This window comes from Mesorhizobium sp. 113-3-3 (assembly GCF_016756495.1).
Lineage (GTDB): Bacteria > Pseudomonadota > Alphaproteobacteria > Rhizobiales > Rhizobiaceae > Mesorhizobium.
On record NZ_AP023243.1, the window covers coordinates 3,508,308 to 3,526,392 of the forward strand.

Annotated in this window: 16 protein-coding genes; all 16 read left to right on the forward strand. The window is 63.4% G+C overall.

Annotated features, from left to right (window positions below):
• Positions 1 to 30 precede the first annotated feature (30 nt).
• Entirely contained in the window at positions 31 to 726 is a 696-nt protein-coding gene (locus tag JG746_RS17075) for an NADH-ubiquinone dehydrogenase (protein ID WP_202359188.1), read from the forward strand.
• 73 nt (positions 727 to 799) lie between these two features.
• Complete coding sequence (gene nuoG, locus JG746_RS17080; RefSeq protein ID WP_202359189.1) at positions 800 to 2,881, forward strand: NADH-quinone oxidoreductase subunit NuoG; 2,082 nt, start codon at positions 800 to 802, stop codon at positions 2,879 to 2,881.
• A gap of 2 nt (positions 2,882 to 2,883) precedes the next feature.
• Complete coding sequence (gene nuoH, locus JG746_RS17085; protein WP_202359190.1) at positions 2,884 to 3,927, forward strand: NADH-quinone oxidoreductase subunit NuoH; 1,044 nt, start codon at positions 2,884 to 2,886, stop codon at positions 3,925 to 3,927.
• Positions 3,927 to 4,418 (forward strand): NADH-quinone oxidoreductase subunit NuoI, encoded by a 492-nt coding sequence (gene nuoI, locus JG746_RS17090; protein WP_095204089.1) that lies wholly within the window; start codon positions 3,927 to 3,929, stop codon positions 4,416 to 4,418. The genes nuoH and nuoI overlap by 1 nt, the downstream gene beginning before the upstream one ends.
• Positions 4,419 to 4,652: 234 nt before the next feature.
• Positions 4,653 to 5,273 carry an NADH-quinone oxidoreductase subunit J gene (locus tag JG746_RS17095; protein WP_202359191.1) on the forward strand — a complete coding sequence of 207 codons (621 nt, stop codon included), beginning with the start codon at positions 4,653 to 4,655 and terminating at the stop codon, positions 5,271 to 5,273.
• A 1-nt stretch (position 5,274) separates the two neighbouring features.
• Positions 5,275 to 5,583: an NADH-quinone oxidoreductase subunit NuoK gene (gene nuoK / locus JG746_RS17100; protein ID WP_019858930.1), complete on the forward strand. Its 309-nt coding sequence runs from the start codon at positions 5,275 to 5,277 to the stop codon at positions 5,581 to 5,583.
• A gap of 10 nt (positions 5,584 to 5,593) precedes the next feature.
• A complete protein-coding gene (gene nuoL / locus JG746_RS17105; RefSeq protein ID WP_202359192.1) occupies positions 5,594 to 7,567 on the forward strand; it encodes an NADH-quinone oxidoreductase subunit L in 1,974 nt (657 codons plus the stop codon).
• Positions 7,567 to 9,072, forward strand: coding sequence for an NADH-quinone oxidoreductase subunit M (locus JG746_RS17110; protein ID WP_202359193.1), 1,506 nt, complete (start codon positions 7,567 to 7,569; stop codon positions 9,070 to 9,072). Before nuoL ends, JG746_RS17110 begins: the two co-directional genes overlap by 1 nt.
• Positions 9,073 to 9,091: 19 nt before the next feature.
• Positions 9,092 to 10,528, forward strand: a complete 1,437-nt coding sequence (nuoN, locus tag JG746_RS17115; RefSeq protein ID WP_202359194.1) for an NADH-quinone oxidoreductase subunit NuoN — start codon at positions 9,092 to 9,094, stop codon at positions 10,526 to 10,528.
• A 4-nt stretch (positions 10,529 to 10,532) separates the two neighbouring features.
• A complete protein-coding gene (locus JG746_RS17120; protein WP_202359195.1) occupies positions 10,533 to 11,354 on the forward strand; it encodes a biotin--[acetyl-CoA-carboxylase] ligase in 822 nt (273 codons plus the stop codon).
• A 34-nt stretch (positions 11,355 to 11,388) separates the two neighbouring features.
• Entirely contained in the window at positions 11,389 to 13,059 is a 1,671-nt protein-coding gene (locus JG746_RS17125; RefSeq protein WP_202359196.1) for a ribonuclease J, read from the forward strand.
• Positions 13,060 to 13,169: 110 nt separating this feature from the next.
• A complete protein-coding gene (gene mce / locus JG746_RS17130) occupies positions 13,170 to 13,574 on the forward strand; it encodes a methylmalonyl-CoA epimerase (RefSeq protein WP_202359197.1) in 405 nt (134 codons plus the stop codon).
• Positions 13,571 to 13,855, forward strand: coding sequence for a DUF1467 family protein (locus JG746_RS17135; protein ID WP_010910093.1), 285 nt, complete (start codon positions 13,571 to 13,573; stop codon positions 13,853 to 13,855). Before mce ends, JG746_RS17135 begins: the two co-directional genes overlap by 4 nt.
• A gap of 654 nt (positions 13,856 to 14,509) precedes the next feature.
• Positions 14,510 to 15,838 carry a proline--tRNA ligase gene (proS, locus tag JG746_RS17140; protein WP_202359198.1) on the forward strand — a complete coding sequence of 443 codons (1,329 nt, stop codon included), beginning with the start codon at positions 14,510 to 14,512 and terminating at the stop codon, positions 15,836 to 15,838.
• Entirely contained in the window at positions 15,835 to 17,121 is a 1,287-nt protein-coding gene (locus tag JG746_RS17145; RefSeq protein ID WP_202359199.1) for a lipoprotein-releasing ABC transporter permease subunit, read from the forward strand. Before proS ends, JG746_RS17145 begins: the two co-directional genes overlap by 4 nt.
• Positions 17,073 to 17,801: an ABC transporter ATP-binding protein gene (locus JG746_RS17150; protein ID WP_196232823.1), complete on the forward strand. Its 729-nt coding sequence runs from the start codon at positions 17,073 to 17,075 to the stop codon at positions 17,799 to 17,801. The genes JG746_RS17145 and JG746_RS17150 overlap by 49 nt, the downstream gene beginning before the upstream one ends.
• Positions 17,802 to 18,085 lie beyond the last annotated feature (284 nt).

An 18,085-nucleotide genomic window follows, 5' to 3' on the forward strand; every position in this document is an offset into this window, starting at 1 on the left:
GGCGAACGAAGAAACGACCAGGAGAACTCTATGGCGCCGTATTCGACACCCTACCCATTGATGCCCAATTTGGACCAGATCGAAAAGATGAACCAGGACCTGACCAGGATGATGCCGAAGGAGATGGCCAGCGCCGTCAACCTTTTCGTGCACCCTGTCGCGGGTGCGGCGGCGATGTCTGCGCTTGGCATCGGGCTCGCCAACCATGCGTTCGGCGTCTGGATGGGCGCGCTTTCGGGCGCCGTCGAGGCATCTCAGCGCCTGATGCAGCCGCTGATGGAGGATTTCGAGGCCCGCGTCGAGCAATTCGAGGACGCGAACGCGTCGTCCATCAAGGCGCGGGCGACGGCCAAGAGCATGATCGCCGAGGCGCAGTCCTTCGCGCAGGAGGTCACCGACATCGCCGCCAAGGAAGCCGCCACCACGGCACCGGCGGTGAATGCGGCTCCGGCGGCCGGCGAGGCCGCCGATGTGCTGCTGCCCGAGGATTTCAGGCAGCCCAGGGCGATCGACAAGCCGGCGAAGCCGTCCGACCTCAAGGCGATATCGGGAATCGGCCCGAAGCTGGAAAAGGTGCTGAACGGACTTGGCATCTGGACCTATGCCCAGATCGCCGCCTGGTCGCCGCAGGAGATCGCCTGGGTCGACGATTATCTGTCGTTCAACGGCCGCATCGGGCGTGACGACTGGACTGCGCAGGCGGCTGTGCTGGCCGCCAAGAAGTGAATGAAATGCCGGGCGCCGCGTCTGCCGCGCCCGGGAAATGAGATTGCGGGAAATCCGCAGGGGTTTGAAGCGAATGGCAAAGCTCAAGGTCGACGGGAAAGAGATCACTGTACCCGACCACTACACGCTGCTGCAGGCGGCGGAAGACGCGGGCGCGGAAGTGCCGCGCTTCTGCTTCCATGAGCGGCTGTCGATCGCCGGCAATTGCCGCATGTGCCTGATCGAGGTGAAGGGCGGGCCGCCCAAGCCGCAGGCCTCGTGCGCCATGGGCGTGCGCGATCTGCGCCCCGGGCCCAATGGCGAGCCGCCGGAAATCTTCACCAACACGCCTATGGTCAAGAAGGCCCGCGAAGGCGTGATGGAATTCCTGCTGATCAACCATCCGCTGGATTGCCCGATCTGCGACCAGGGCGGCGAGTGCGACCTGCAGGACCAGGCGATGGCCTTCGGCGTCGATTCCTCGCGCTATCACGAGAACAAGCGCGCCGTCGAAGACAAATATATCGGCCCGCTGGTCAAGACGGTGATGAACCGCTGCATCCATTGCACGCGCTGCGTCCGCTTCACCACGGAAGTCGCCGGCATTTCCGAGCTTGGCCTGATCGGCCGCGGCGAGGATGCCGAGATCACCACCTATCTCGAACAGGCGATGACCTCGGAGCTGCAGGGCAACGTTATCGACCTCTGCCCGGTCGGCGCGCTGACCTCCAAGCCCTTCGCCTTCCAGGCGCGGCCGTGGGAACTGACCAAGACCGAATCCATCGACGTGATGGACGCTGTCGGCTCGGCGATCCGCATCGACAGCCGCGGCCGCGAAGTGATGCGCATCCTGCCGCGCGTCAACGAGCAGGTGAACGAAGAGTGGATCTCCGACAAGACCCGCTTCATCTGGGACGGATTGCGCACGCAGCGCCTCGACCGCCCCTATGTGCGCAAGGACGGCAAGCTGGTCCCGGCGAGCTGGGCCGAAGCTTTCACCGCCATCAAGGACGCGGTGTCGAAGACCACGCCCGAGAAGATCGGCGCCATCGCTGGCGATCTCGCGGCGGTCGAGGAAATCTACGCGCTGAAGCTTTTGATGGCTTCGCTTGGCTCCAAGAATGTCGACTGCCGCCAGGATGGCGCAGCACTTGATCCGGCGCTGGGCCGCGCCAGCTACATCTTCAACCCGACCATCGAAGGTATCGAGCAGGCCGACGCGGTGCTGATCATCGGCGCCAATCCGCGCTTCGAGGCCTCGGTGCTCAACGCCCGCATCCGCAAGCGCTGGCGGGTCGGCAATCTGCCGGTCGGCGTCATCGGTGATATCGGCGACACGCGCTACGAGTATGAATTGCTCGGCGCCGGGCCGGATTCGCTGAAGGATCTGGCCGACGGCAATGGCAAGTTCTTCCAGACGCTGAAGAAGGCGACGCATCCGCTGATCATCGTCGGCCAGGGCGCACTGGCGCGCGCCGACGGCGCGGCCGTGCTCGGCCAGGCGGCGAAGCTTAGCACGGCCGTCAACGCCGCTCGCGCCGACTGGAACGGCTTTGCCGTGCTGCACAATGCGGCGGGCAGGGTCGGCGGCCTCGATCTCGGCTTCGTACCGGGCGAGGGCGGCAAGGATGTCGCCGGCATGCTGGGCGAAACGGACTTGCTGTTCCTGCTCGGTGCCGACGAGATCGACATGGGCAAGACCGGCGGCGCCTTCGTCGTCTATATCGGCACCCATGGCGACCATGGCGCGCATCGCGCCAATGTCATCCTGCCGGCGGCCGCCTACACGGAAAAGTCGGGCACCTACGTCAACACCGAAGGGCGCGTGCAGCAGACCAACCGCGCCGGCTTTGCGCCTGGCGATGCGCGCGAGGACTGGGCGATTCTGAGGGCCCTGTCGGACGTTCTGGCCAAGAAGCTGCCATTCGATTCGCTGCCGCAGCTGCGCGCGAAACTCTATGGCGAGTACCCGCATCTGGCCCGCATCGATCAGGTCGCGGCCGGCAATGCCGAGGATATCGCTGGCGTGGCGAAGCTCGGCGGGCGGCTGAACAAGGGCACCTTCACCTCGCCGGTCAAGGATTTCTACCTGACCAACCCGATTGCGCGGGCGTCCGCCGTGATGGCGGAATGCTCGGCACTGGCCAAGAGCGGCTTCAAGCAGGCGGCGGAATAAGCATGGACACCTTCTTCTCCTTCTACGTGCTGCCGGCGCTGCTGATTCTTCTGAAGTCAGTCGTGCTGATCGTGGTGCTGCTTATCTTCGTCGCCTACATACTCTATGCCGACCGCAAGATCTGGGCGGCGGTGCAGTTGCGCCGCGGCCCGAACGTCGTCGGCCCGTGGGGCACGCTGCAGGCTTTCGCCGATCTGCTGAAATTCGTCTTCAAGGAACCGGTCATCCCGTCAGGCGCCAACAAGGGCGTGTTCCTCCTGGCGCCGCTGGTGTCGGCGGTGCTGGCGATTTCGGCCTGGGCGGTCATTCCGGTCAACCAGGGCTGGGCGATCGCCAACGTCAATGTCGGCATCCTCTATGTCTTCGCCATCTCTTCGCTCGAGGTCTATGGCGTGATCATGGGCGGCTGGGCTTCCAACTCGAAGTACCCGTTCCTCGGCGCGCTGCGTTCGGCCGCGCAGATGGTTTCCTACGAAGTCTCGATCGGCTTCGTCATCGTCACCGTGCTGCTCACCGCCGGCTCGCTCAACCTCAGCGATATCGTGCTGTCGCAGCAGGGTGGGCTTGGCACGCGGCTTGGCCTGCCCAACACCTTCCTCGACTGGAACTGGCTGGCACTGTTCCCGATGTTCATCATCTTCTTCATCTCGGCGCTGGCCGAGACGAACAGGCCGCCCTTCGACCTGGTCGAAGCCGAATCGGAACTGGTCGCCGGCCACATGGTCGAATATTCGTCGACGCCGTTCCTGCTGTTCTTCCTCGGCGAGTATGTCGCCATCGTCCTGATGTGCGCGCTGGCCACCATCCTGTTCCTTGGCGGATGGCTGCCGCCGTTCGACTTCGCGCCCTTCACCTGGGTGCCCGGCGTCATCTGGTTCGTGCTGAAGGTCTGCTTCGTGTTCTTCGGCATCTCGATGGTGAAGGCCTTCGTGCCGCGCTACCGGTACGACCAGCTGATGCGGCTGGGCTGGAAAGTGTTCCTGCCGATCTCGCTGTTCATGGTGGTCGCCACCGCAGCCTTCCTCAAGATCATGGGGTTTGCGTGATGTCCGCTCTCGGCCAAGCCGCCAAATCGCTGCTGCTGCAGGATTTCGTCAGCGCCTTCTTCCTGTCGATGCGCCAGTTCTTCGCGCCGAAGGAGACGATCAACTATCCGCACGAGAAGGGGCCGACCAGCCCGCGCTTCCGTGGAGAGCATGCGCTGCGCCGCTATCCCAACGGCGAGGAACGCTGCATTGCCTGCAAATTGTGCGAGGCGATCTGCCCGGCGCAGGCCATCACCATCGAGGCGGGCCCGCGCCGTAACGACGGCACGCGCCGCACGGTGCGTTACGACATCGACATGGTGAAGTGCATCTATTGCGGCTTCTGCCAGGAAGCCTGCCCGGTCGACGCCATTGTCGAGGGGCCGAATTTCGAGTTCGCGACGGAGACGCGCGAGGAGCTCTACTACGACAAGGACAAGCTGCTGGCGAATGGCGACCGGTGGGAGCGCGAACTGGCGCGCAACATCTCGCTGGACTCGCCCTACCGCTGATATTTGACGCATGGACGGGGCGAGGGGCCTCGTCCAGAGGATGATCCCGAAAAGTTGCAGACTTTTCGGACCAGATCATCCTCCGGATGAAAAGAGTGTCGCATGTTTCTTTCGATCGGGTCTTTCAACCCGATCGGAACATGCGATAGGAACACGCAACTTGACGACCGGAGGCGGTCGCAGAGAACAAACAGGACGAGCGTCCTGTTTGGACAGGAACCCGGGGGAACCCCAATGCTGAGTGGACTAGAGGCGGCCTTTTTCTACCTCTTCGCCTTTGTCGCCGTGGCCTCGGCGTTCATGGTCATTTCGTCGCGCAACCCCGTGCATTCGGTGCTGTTCCTGATCCTGACCTTCTTCAACGCCGCCGGCCTGTTCATGCTGACCGGCGCCGAATTCCTGGCGATGATCCTGCTCGTCGTCTATGTCGGCGCGGTCATGGTGCTGTTCCTGTTCGTCGTCATGATGCTGGATGTCGACTTCGCCGAAATGAAAGAGGGCGCGCTGCAATACGCGCCGATCGGCGCGCTGGTCGGGCTGATCCTGGCGGCGGAGCTGATCGTCGTACTCGGCGGCTACACATTCGCGCCGAAGCTGGCTGCGACGGTGTCGAAGCCCATTCCCGATCTCGCCACGCGCTCGAACACGGCCGCACTCGGCGACATCCTCTATACCGACTACCTCTACTACTTCCAGATTTCGGGCCTCATCCTGCTGGTTGCCATGATCGGCGCCATCGTGCTGACGCTGCGCCACAAGGAAGGGGTCAAGCGGCAGTCGATCGCAGCCCAGGTCGGCCGCACGCCGGCTACCGGCATGGAAATCCGCAAGGTCAAGTCGGGCGAAGGAGTCTGAGATGGTCGTCGGCATCGCACATTATCTGACCGTATCGGCGATCCTGTTCACGCTCGGCGTGTTCGGCATCTTCCTGAACCGCAAGAACGTCATCGTCATCCTGATGTCGGTCGAGCTGATCCTGCTTGCGGTCAACATCAACTTCGTCGCCTTTTCGGCGGCGCTCGGCGATCTGGTCGGCCAGGTGTTCGCGCTGTTCGTGCTGACGGTCGCGGCGGCCGAGGCTGCCATCGGACTTGCCATTCTCGTCGTCTTCTTCCGCAACCGCGGCTCGATCGCGGTCGAAGACGTGAACATGATGAAGGGTTGACGGAACCACCATGTATCAGGCCATCGTCTTCCTTCCCCTGCTCGGCTTCCTGATCGTCGGCCTGTTCGGCACGTCGCTCGGCGCCAAGGCGTCCGAATACATCACCTCCGGTTTCCTGGTGATTTCGGCTGTTCTGTCATGGGTCGCCTTCTTCAGCGTCGGCTTCGGCCATGGCGAGGTGTTCACCGTGCCGGTGCTGCACTGGATCCAGTCCGGCGGGCTGGACGTCTCCTGGGCGCTGCGCATCGACACGCTGACGGTGGTGATGCTGGTGGTGGTCAACACCGTGTCGGCGCTGGTTCACATCTATTCGATCGGCTACATGCACCACGATCCGAACCGGCCGCGCTTCTTCGCCTATCTGTCGCTGTTCACCTTCGCCATGCTGATGCTGGTGACGGCTGACAACCTCGTGCAGATGTTCTTCGGCTGGGAAGGGGTCGGTCTCGCCTCCTACCTGCTGATCGGTTTCTGGTACAAGAAGCCGTCGGCCAACGCCGCAGCCATCAAGGCCTTCGTCGTCAACCGCGTCGGCGATTTCGGCTTCGCGCTCGGCATTTTCGGCGTGTTCGTGCTGTTCGGCTCGGTCAATCTCGGCACCATCTTCGCCAATGCGGCGACGTTCATCCTGGCCGAAGGCGCGCCGCATGGCGCCGCCGTGCTGACCTTCCTCGGCTATGCGCTGGACAAGCAGGCGGCCATGACGGTCGTCTGCCTGCTCCTGTTCATGGGCGCCATGGGCAAGTCGGCGCAGGTGCCGCTGCACACCTGGCTGCCGGACGCCATGGAAGGCCCGACGCCGGTCTCCGCGCTCATCCATGCCGCCACCATGGTGACGGCGGGCGTGTTCATGCTGGCGCGGCTGTCCCCGCTGTTCGAACTGTCGCATTCGGCGCTGACCGTGGTGACCTTCATCGGCGCCTTCACCGCCTTCTTCGGGGCCACCGTCGGTCTGGTGCAGAACGACATCAAGCGCGTCATCGCCTATTCGACCTGCTCGCAGCTGGGCTACATGTTCGTGGCGCTCGGCGTCGGCGCCTATGGCGCGGCGATCTTCCACCTGTTCACGCATGCCTTCTTCAAGGCGCTGCTGTTCCTCGGTTCGGGCTCGGTCATCCATGCCGTCTCCGACGAGCAGGACATGCGCAAGATGGGTGGCTTGAGAAAGCTGATCCCGACCACCTACTGGATGATGGTGATCGGCACGCTGGCGCTGACCGGCGTCGGCATTCCGGTGACCGTGATCGGCACCGCCGGCTTCTTCTCCAAGGACGCCATCATCGAGAGCGCCTTTGCCGGGCACAATTCGGTCGCCGGCATTGCCTTCATCCTGCTGGTCATCGCCGCCTGCTTCACCTCGTTCTACTCCTGGCGCCTGATCTTCATGACCTTCCACGGCAAGCCGCGGGCGAGCCATGAGGTGATGCACCATGTGCATGAATCGCCGCCGGTGATGCTGGTGCCGCTGTTCGTGCTGGCCGCCGGCGCGCTGTTTGCCGGCATCATCTTCCACAATTCCTTCATCGGCGAGGGCTATGCCGAGTTCTGGAAGGCGTCGCTGTTCACGCTGCCGGACAATCACATCCTGCACGAAATCCACGAACTGCCGCTGTGGGTCGAGCTGTCGCCCTTCATCGCCATGCTGATCGGCTTCGCGCTGGCCTGGAAGTTCTACATCCGCTCGCCGGAAATGCCCGTCAATCTCGCCGCGCAGCATCGCGGGCTCTACGCCTTCCTGCTCAACAAGTGGTATTTCGACGAGCTCTACGACTTCCTGTTCGTGCGGCCCGCCAAGCGCCTTGGCCATTTCCTTTGGAAGACCGGGGATGGCACCATCATTGACGGGCTCGGGCCGGATGGCATTTCGGCGCGCGTCGTCGATGTCACCAACCGCGTCGTCAAGCTGCAGACCGGCTACCTCTACCACTACGCCTTCGCCATGCTGATCGGCGTTGCCGCACTCGTCACCTGGATGATGCTCTGATGACCGCCTGGCCAATCCTCTCGCTGGTCACCTTCCTGCCGCTGGTTGGTGCGCTGCTGATCCTGTTCATCAGGGATGACAGCGAAAACGCGCGCCGCAACATCCGCGCCATCGCGCTGTTGACGACGACGTTCACCTTCATCGTCTCGCTGTTCATCTGGACAGGGTTCGACAATTCGCAGGCTGGCTTCCAGTTCGTCGAAAAGGTTGCCTGGCTCGACTCCGGCATTTCCTACCATATGGGCGTCGACGGCATTTCGATGCTGTTCGTCATCCTGACGACCTTCCTGATGCCGCTCTGCATCCTGGCGTCGTGGGAAGCGATCGACAAGCGCGTCAAGGCCTACATGATCGCCTTCCTGCTGCTCGAGACGCTGATGATCGGCGTGTTCTGCGCGCTGGATATCGTGCTGTTCTACGTCTTCTTCGAAGCCGGCCTGATCCCGATGTTCATCATCATCGGTGTCTGGGGCGGCAAGCGGCGCGTCTACGCCTCGTTCAAGTTCTTCCTCTATACGCTCGCCGGTTCGGTGCTGATGCTGCTCGCCATCATGGCGATGTTCTTCCAGTCCGGCACGACCGACATTCCGACGCTGTTGACGCACAGCTTCCCGGCCAACATGCAGACCTGGCTGTGGCTTGCCTTCTTCGCTTCCTTCGCGGTGAAGATGCCGATGTGGCCGGTTCACACCTGGCTGCCAGACGCGCACGTCGAGGCGCCGACGGCGGGTTCGGTGATCCTGGCCGGCATCCTGCTGAAGATGGGCGGATACGGCTTCCTGCGCTTCTCCTTGCCGATGTTCCCGCTGGCGTCGGAAATGTTCGCGCCGCTGGTGTTCACGCTGTCGGTCGTCGCCATCATCTACACCTCGCTGGTGGCGCTGATGCAGGAGGACATGAAGAAGCTGATCGCCTATTCGTCGGTCGCCCATATGGGCTTCGTCACCATGGGCATCTTCGCCATGAACCAGGAAGGCGTGCAGGGCGCGATCTTCCAGATGCTCAGCCACGGCCTTGTCTCAGGCGCGCTGTTCCTGTGCGTCGGCGTCATCTATGACCGCATGCACACGCGTGAGATCGCGGCCTATGGCGGCCTGGTCAAAAACATGCCGAAATACGCCACCGTGTTCCTGATCTTCACCATGGCCAATGTCGGCCTGCCGGGCACGTCGGGCTTCATCGGCGAATTCCTGACCATGCTCGGCGTGTTCCGGGTCAACACCTGGGTGGCGTTCTTCGCCGCCACCGGCGTCATCCTGTCGGCTGCCTACGCGCTCTGGCTCTATCGTCGGGTGATCTTCGGCGCGCTGACCAAGGACAGCCTCAAGGGGCTGCTCGACCTGTCGCTGCGCGAGAAGGTGATCATCTACCCGCTGGTCCTGCTGGTCATCTTCTTCGGCGTCTATCCCGCTCCCGTCTTCGACGCGACGGCCCAGTCGGTCAAGTCGCTCGTCACCAATGTCACCGCATCCATCGGCGCCGCGCAGACCGCGGCGGCGAACTGACCCAGGGGTTTTGCGAACCATGACGCCGGACCTTCTCTCCAGCCTGTCGCTCTCGACGCCCGAGCTGATCCTTGCCATCGGCGCGCTCGCGTTGCTGATGGTCGGGGCCTATTCGCGCGCCAACACCGCCAATACGGTGACAGGCCTTGCCGTCGCCGTGCTGGTGGTCGCCGGCGCCTGGCTGATCTTTTCCACAGGGCAGGGCAGTGCCTACGGCAACGCCTTCATCCAGGATCCCTTCGCCCGCTTCATGAAGGTGCTGGCGCTGGTCGGCTCGGCGGTGACGCTCGTCATGTCGATGCGCTTTGCCAAGGCGGAGCGTTTCGACAAGTTCGAATATCCGGTGCTGATCCTGCTGTGCACGCTCGGCATGATGCTGATGATCTCGGCCAACGGCATGATCGGGCTCTATCTCGGCCTCGAACTGCAGTCGCTGGCGATCTACGTGCTGGCGGCGATCAACCGCGATAACCTGCGTTCGACAGAGGCCGGCCTGAAGTACTTCGTCCTCGGCGCGCTGTCGTCGGGCATGCTGCTCTACGGCATCAGCCTGGTCTACGGCTACACCGGCAACACCGGCTTCCAGGAAATCGCCTCGGCCCTCGGCAGCGGCGAGCGCCAGCTCGGCCTCGTTTTCGGTCTGGTCTTCGTGCTGGCCGGCCTTGCCTTCAAGATCTCGGCGGTGCCGTTCCACATGTGGACGCCCGACGTCTATGAAGGCGCGCCGACGCCGGTGACGGCGTTCCTCGCGGCCGCCCCCAAGATGGCGGCGATGGCGCTGATCGTGCGCGTTACCATGGGCGCGTTCAAGCCGATCGCCGCCGACTGGCAGCAGATCATCGTCTTCATCTCGATCGCCTCGATGGCGCTTGGCGCCTTTGCCGCGATCGGCCAGACCAACATCAAGCGGCTGATGGCCTATTCCTCGATCGGCCACATGGGCTACGCGCTGGTCGGCCTTGCCGCCAACAGCCAGGCCGGCGTGCGCGGCGTCGCCATCTACATGCTCATCTACCTGGTGATGACGCTCGGCACCTTCGCGTTCATCCTCGCCATGCGGCGCAAGGAAGGCAATGTCGAGCAGATCAGCGACCTGGCCGGGCTCTCCTCGACCAATCCGATCATGGCCACGATCCTCACCATCCTGATGTTCTCGCTGGCCGGCATTCCGCCGCTCGCCGGCTTCTGGGGGAAGTGGTACGTCTTCCTCGCCGCCATCAACGCCAACCTCTATGCGCTGGCGATAATCGGCGTGCTGGCTTCGGTGGTGGGTGCGTATTACTATCTGCGCATCATCAAGATCATGTGGTTCGACGAACCGGTCGGCGGCTTCGTGCCGATGGCCACCGAATTGCGTGTCGTGCTTGGCGTCTGCGGCGCCTTCGTGCTGTTCTATGTGCTGATCGGCGGACCGATCGGCACCTATGCCGAAGCCGCCGCCAAGACATTTTTCTGACGGGATGGCATTTCGGCTGGCCCCAACCTCGGCGTCGGAAGGGTTCCGGCTTGAGGCCCATGACAGCGTCGGCTCCACCAATACGGTGGCGCTCGACCATGCAAGGGCAGGTGACCCGGGCAAGCTGTGGGTCGTTTCCAAGAAGCAGGAAAGCGGACGCGGCAGGCGCGGCCGCGCCTGGGTGTCGCCCGAAGGCAATCTCGCGGCGACCTTGCTTGTCATCACCGGCGGTGAACTGCGCCTTTCCGCGACGCTGGGTTTCGTTGCCGGCCTGTCGCTTGCCGACGCACTGGATGCCGTGGTGCCGAAGGGCCGGATATCAGTCGGGCTGGATGGGGCGAGCCAGGGACAAAACCGTTTCGAGCTGAAATGGCCGAACGACGTGCTGGCCTCCGGCGCCAAGCTCGCCGGCATCCTGCTGGAGTCGGCGATACTGGAGGGCGGCCGTTTCGCGGTGGCGGTCGGCATCGGCGTCAATGTGGTGGCGCATCCGCCCGATTTGCCTTATCCCGCGACATCGCTGCAAGCTCTGGGCGCGACTTGCGATGCCGAAACGCTGTTCCTGGCGCTGTCGGATGCCTGGAGCGAGAACGCCCGGCTGTGGGATGAAGGCCGCGGCCTTGCCGCCGTCAGGCGGCGCTGGCTGGCGCGCGCGGCGGGGCTCGGCGGCGAGGTTGCCGTCAGAATTGACGGTAATGTGGTGCGTGGAGTGTTCGAAACCATTGACGAGGATTGCCGTTTCGTGATCCGCGACGATGAGGGGACTGTCCTGACGATCGCGGCAGGCGACGTGCATTTCGGCGCAGTGGCGTCGGCTCGGGTATAATGGGCTTGGCCTGAGGGTCAGGAAGGGAAAAATCATGGCGAAAGCGGAAAACGCTGAACTCGTCTTCGTGCCGCTCGGCGGCGTCGGCGAGATCGGCATGAACTTCGCCCTCTACGGCTACGGCCCGCCGAGCGCGCGCGAATGGATCGTCATCGATGTCGGCGTCACCTTTCCCGACGCGGCGCATCCGGGCGTCGACCTGATCCTGCCCGACACGCGCTTCATCGAGGAAAACCTCGCCAATCTGCGCGGCATCATCATCACCCACGCGCATGAGGACCATTACGGCGCGCTGCTCGACACCTGGCCGAAGCTGAAGGCGCCGGTGTGGATGACGCCGTTCAGCGCCGGGCTGCTGGAAGCCAAGCGGCAGGGCGAGCAGGGGGCACCGAAAATCCCGCTGACGATCTACCGGGCAGGCGAGAAGTTCACCGTCGGCCCGTTCGAGATCGAAGCCATTCCGGTGGCGCATTCGATCCCCGAGCCGATGTCGCTTGCCATCACCACGCCGGCGGGCACCGTCATCCATACGGGCGACTGGAAGATCGATCCGGAACCGACGATCGGGCCGAAGACCGACGAGGCGCGGTTTCGTGCCTATGGCGACAAGGGCGTGCTGGCGCTGATCTGCGATTCGACCAATGCGCTGCGCGAAGGCGAATCGCCGTCGGAAGTTGCCGTCGGTGAAGGGCTCAAGGGCGTCATCCAGGCCGCCAAGGGCCGGGTCGCCGTCACCACCTTCTCCTCCAATGTCGGACGCATCGTCTCCATCGCCAGGGCGGCGCGCGATGCCGGCCGCCAGTGCCTGGTGCTCGGCCGCTCGCTGAAGCGCGTCATCGACGTCGCCGACGAGCTTGGCTACATGGACGGCCTGCCGGAATTCATCGCCGAGGAGGATTTCGGCTTCATCCCGCGCGAAAACCTGGTCATCATCTGCACCGGCAGCCAGGGCGAACCGCTGGCGGCACTGGCGAAACTGTCGCGCGACGAGATGAAATCGGTGTCGCTGACGGCGGGCGACACGGTGGTGTTTTCCTCGCGCACCATCCCCGGCAACGAGAAGGCAATCCTCGAGATCAAGAACCGCCTGATCGATCTCGGCATCAAGATCATCGAGGACGGCGACGCGCTGGTGCATGTCTCCGGCCACCCGCGCCGCAGCGAGTTGCGCAAGATGTATGAATGGGTGCGCCCGCAGATCGGCGTTCCCGTGCATGGCGAGGCGGCGCATCTGGTGGCGCAGGGTTCGCTGATGTCGACCTCCGGCATCGGCCAGGTGGCGCAGGTGCGCGACGGCGACATGCTGAGGCTTGCTCCCGGCCCCGCCACCATCATCGACCAGGTGCCGTTCGGCCGCATCTACAAGGACGGCAATCTGATCGGCACCGACCAGGCGATGGGCATTCGCGACCGGCGCAAGCTTTCCTTTGCCGGCCATGTCGCGGTCAATGTCGTGCTTGACGACAAATACGAACTGGCCGGCGATCCCGACCTCGTCGCCATCGGCGTCGCGGAAGCCGACGCCAGCGGCGAGGCGCTGGAAGATTTGATGATCGATGCGGCCGTCGGCGCGGTCGATTCGATTCCGCGCCAGCGGCGCAAGGACCTCGATCTGGTGCAGGAAGCGGTGCGGCGCGCGGTGCGCGGCGCCGCCAACGAAGCCTGGGGCAAGAAGCCGCTGGTGACTGTCTTCGTCACGCGGTGACGAATAGGGGAATAAGGGGGTAGGGCAGTAGGAATGCGCTCACTTCTAGCCCTGTCTTTCCCTATTGCCGTACTGCCTTATTGCCATACTGCCCTGATACGGAGCATTCCATGCTTGGACGCCTCAACCATGTCGCGCTGGCGGTGCCGGATCTGGCTGCTGCCGTTGCCGCCTATCGCAACACGCTTGGCGCCGAAGTGACGGAGCCGCAGGCTTTGCCGGAGCACGGTGTCACTGTGGTGTTCGTCAATGTCGGCAACACCAAGATCGAATTGCTGGAACCGCTGGGCGAGGGCTCGCCGATCGCCGCGTTCCTGGCGAAGAACCCGTCGGGCGGCATGCATCATCTCTGCTACGAGGTCGACGACATCCTGGTCGCACGCGACCAGCTCAAGGCCGCCGGCGCGCGCGTGCTGGGCGACGGCAATCCGAAGACCGGCGCGCATGGCAAGCCGGTGCTGTTCCTGCATCCGAAGGATTTCTTCGGCACGCTGATCGAACTGGAGCAATCATGAGCTGGGTTTCGTTCACCGCCCTGTTTTTCGCGACCTGGTGGGTGGTGCTGTTTGCCGTGCTGCCGTTCAGCGTCAGGACGCAGGACGACGATCATGACGTGACGCTGGGCACGGTTCCAAGCGCGCCACGCGGGCCGCACATGCTTCGCGCGGTGATCCGCACCACCATCGCCACCGCGATCCTGATGGGCATTTTCTATGGGCTGACGCACGGGCTGGGCTACAGCCTCAACGACATCCCGCATATCGTGCCGGATTTCGGCCAGACCCCGGCGAAATAGACCGCCCGGCAAGACTGCTCTTACGGCAGTGGTACGCTGCGGACGGGGGGTGAGACGCTGCCGTGCCGCGCAGCCGCATGCCTGCTGACGCAACGTCATGTGAGTTGGCAGCACGCCGCGCTAACCAGATGATTGCACAAAAAAAATGCAAGGCACGAGGCCTTGCAATTAAACGCGTCCGATCTGTTTCCGGTTTCCGGCGGCAGCGAGTAACCGCGCCTAGATCGCATCCTCCCAAGACTTTGACCGCGTAGGAGAGCAGATTTTTCTCCGCCCTCTCGGTTATCGCGGCACACTAGCCTAAGCCGAATGAAAATGTCACGAAGAATTTTGCCTCGAAACAGGCATTCTCGTGCTGCACTGCACAATAGTATGGCATGCTTTGCTTGGGAAACGACCAGCAAGGCTCGACTGAGCCTTTGCGGCATGTTCTGGATTGACGCGCGCAAAGAATTGGCGGCCAAAACCGAAGAGGTTCGGCACGCTCGATGCCAGCACGGCCTGGTCCGGAAACCGGAGGATTCCGGGCCGTAGCGCGCTGATGTGCCACCATGCCCGGGTTTCCATTCGGTCATGAAATGGCTATGAAGCCGGGGCAAGCAAGCCTGCGTCGCGCCGATTCTGGCGTGGCCGTTCTCATTCACGGACCAGTCCATGCGTTTGTCGCGCTATTTCCTGCCCATCCTGAAAGAAAATCCGCGCGAGGCCGAGATTGTCTCGCATCGGCTGATGCTGCGTGCCGGCATGATCCGCCAGCAGGGGCAGGGCAGTTTTTCCTGGCTGCCACTCGGCAAGCGGGTGCTGGACAAGGTTTGCCAGATCATCCGCGAGGAGCAGAACCGCGCCGGCGCGCTGGAAATCCTGATGCCGACCATCCAGTCGGCCGATCTGTGGCGCGAAAGCGGCCGCTATGACGACTACGGCAAGGAGATGCTGCGCATCAAGGACCGGCAGGACCGCGACATGCTCTACGGTCCGACCAATGAGGAAGTGGTCACCGAAATCGTCCGCGCTTACGTCAAGTCCTACAAGGATCTGCCGCTCAATCTCTACCACATCCAGTGGAAGTTCCGAGACGAGGTGCGGCCGCGCTTTGGCGTCATGCGCTCACGCGAATTCCTGATGAAGGACGCCTATTCCTTCGACCTCGACTTCGAGGGCGCGAGGGCTGCCTATAACAGGATGTTCGTGTCCTATCTCAGGACCTTCACGCGCATGGGCCTGCAAGCGATTCCGATGCGGGCCGATACTGGGCCGATCGGCGGCGACCTCAGCCACGAATTCATCATCCTGGCCGATACCGGCGAGAGCCAGGTCTATTGCGACCGCGAGTATCTGTCGCTCCAGGTGCCCGGGGAAAACACCGACTTCGCCAACGACGCTGAGATATCAGACATCGTCAAGACGTGGACGACGCCCTACGCCGCCACCGACGAGATGCATGATGAGGTGGCGTGGGACAAGCTCGGCGAAGCCGACCGGGTCTCGGCTCGGGGCATCGAGGTTGGCCACATCTTCCATTTCGGCGACAAATATTCCAAGCCCATGGGCGCCAAGGTGACCGGGCCCGACGGCAAGGATCACTTCGTCTCCGGCGGCTCCTACGGCATCGGCCCGTCGCGCCTGGTCGCGGCGATCATCGAAGCCAGCCATGACGAGAACGGCATCATCTGGCCCGACGCCGTGGCGCCGTTCGACATCTGCCTGATCAACATGAAGGTGGGTGACGCCGATTGCGACCGCGTCAGCGAAGAGCTGAATGCCGCCTTCACCGCCGCCGGCAAGGATGTGCTTTACGACGACAGCGACCAGCGGCCGGGCGGCAAGTTCGCCACCGCCGACCTGATCGGCCTGCCCTGGCAGGTAATCGTCGGACCGCGCGGCGTGGCCGCCGGCGAGGTCGAGATCAAGAATCGCAGGACCGGCGAGCGCGAAACGCTGCCTATCGCCGATGCGAAAAATCGCTTCGGTGTCGTCGCATGAGCGAGGCGGCGGCGGCAAGATCGGCGGGCGCCGGCCCGTTCTCCTTCTTCGAGCGCACGGTTGCGTGGCGCTATTTGCGCTCGCGGCGCAAGGAGACGGTGATCTCGGTCATCGCCTCCATCTCCTTCCTCGGCATCATGCTGGGGGTGGCGACGCTGATCGTCGTCATGGCCGTGATGAACGGGTTCCGCGCCGAGCTTTTGACGCGCATCCTCGGCGTCAACGGCCATCTGATCGTGCAGCCGCTCGATTCGCCGCTTGAGGACTACGCCCAGGTCGCCGGCCGAATCAACGGCGTGCCCGGCGTCAAATACGCCATCCCGCTGATCGACGGCCAGGTGCTGGCGCAAGGCAATGTCGGCGGCGGCACCGGCGCGTTGGTGCGCGGTATCAGGGGCGAGGATCTCGGCAAGATCGCCATCGTCGCCAACAACATCAAGCAGGGTTCGCTCACCGGTTTCGATTCGGGCGAGGGCGTCGCCATCGGCAAGCGCATGGCCGAGAATCTCGGGCTGACGCTGGGCGACACCATCACGCTCATCTCGCCCGATGGCGACGTGACGCCGATCGGCACGACGCCGCGGATGAAAGGCTACAAGATCGCGGCGATCTTCGAAGTCGGCATGTCGGAATATGATACGTCCATCGTCTACATGCCGTTCTCCGAAGCACAGCTGTATTTCAACATGGATGGCCGCGCGCAGACGATCGAGATCTACGTCGACAATCCCGACAATGTCGACGCGCTGAAGCCGAAGGTGGAAGAGGCGGCGCAGCGGCCCATCGACATGGTCGACTGGCGCCAGCGCAACGAGACCTTCTTTTCCGCCCTGCAGGTCGAGCGCAACGTCATGTTCATGATCCTGACGCTGATCGTGCTGGTGGCGGCGCTCAACATCATTTCGGGACTGATCATGCTGGTGAAGGACAAGGGGCACGACATCGCCATCCTGCGCACCATGGGCGCCTCGCGCGGCGCCATCCTGCGCATCTTCCTGATGACGGGTGCAGCGATCGGCGTCACCGGCACGCTCGCCGGCGTGCTGCTCGGCGTCGTCATCTGCACCAACATCGAATCGATCCGCCAGTTCTTCTCCTGGATGACGGGCAAGGTGCTGTTCAACCCGGAACTCTATTTCCTCAGCCAGCTGCCGGCGAAGATGGATCCGCGCGAGACGACCTATGTCATCATCATGGCGCTTGGGCTGTCCTTCCTGGCAACGGTGTTTCCGGCATGGCGGGCCGCCCGCCTCGATCCGGTCGAAGCCTTGAGGTACGAGTAGTGGCCGAGGTCATTATCGAACTGAAGAGCGTCGAGCGGCACTATGTCCAGGGGCCGCGCAAGCTTACCATTCTGAACGGTGCCGATTTCTCGTTGAAGCGCGGCGAGATGGTGGCGCTGGTGGCGCCGTCGGGCACCGGCAAGTCGACGCTGCTACACACAGCGGGCCTGCTGGAGCGCCCCGACGCCGGCGACGTGATCCTGGCCGGCCGGGCCTGCGGGCGGCTCTCCGATGACGAGCGCACGTCGATCCGCCGCAACGATGTCGGCTTCGTCTACCAGTTCCACCATCTGCTCCCGGAGTTTTCCGCGCTGGAAAACATCATGATGCCGCAGCTGATCAAGGGGCTGCCGCGCAAGGAAGCGGCCGAGCGCGCCGCGCAGCTGCTGGATTACATGCAGATCGGCAAGCGCGCCTCGCACCGGCCGTCCGAACTCTCCGGCGGCGAACAGCAGCGCGTCGCCATTGCCCGCGCAGTGGCCAATGCCCCGCTGGTGTTGCTGGCCGACGAGCCGACCGGCAATCTCGACCCGGTCACCGCCTCCTATGTCTTCGAGGCGCTGGGCGCGCTGGTCAAGCAATCGGGCCTCGCGGCACTGATCGCCACCCACAATCACGAGCTGGCATCGCGCATGGACCGGCGCGTCACGCTGGCCGACGGCAAGGTTGTGCCGCTTTAGGGCACGGAGTTTCGCCTTACGAGTATCACACGTGCGACTCTGCCTCAGAACCGCCAGTAAGTATTCAGTGCGATCAGGGTGGAAGAGATCACGATCATCACCAGGATAATCAGCCAAGTTACAACGTTGCGGGAGAGGCGCCACCGGCGGCCTTGTCTCATGCGCTTTCGCCAGCGATCAGCTTGATTGGCGCCTTCGTGTTGCCCCACGTCCATCACTCGGTGGTCGTACGGCTTACCACTATTGTCTCGACTAAGATTGAGTGCAAGGAGCCACAAAGGGCT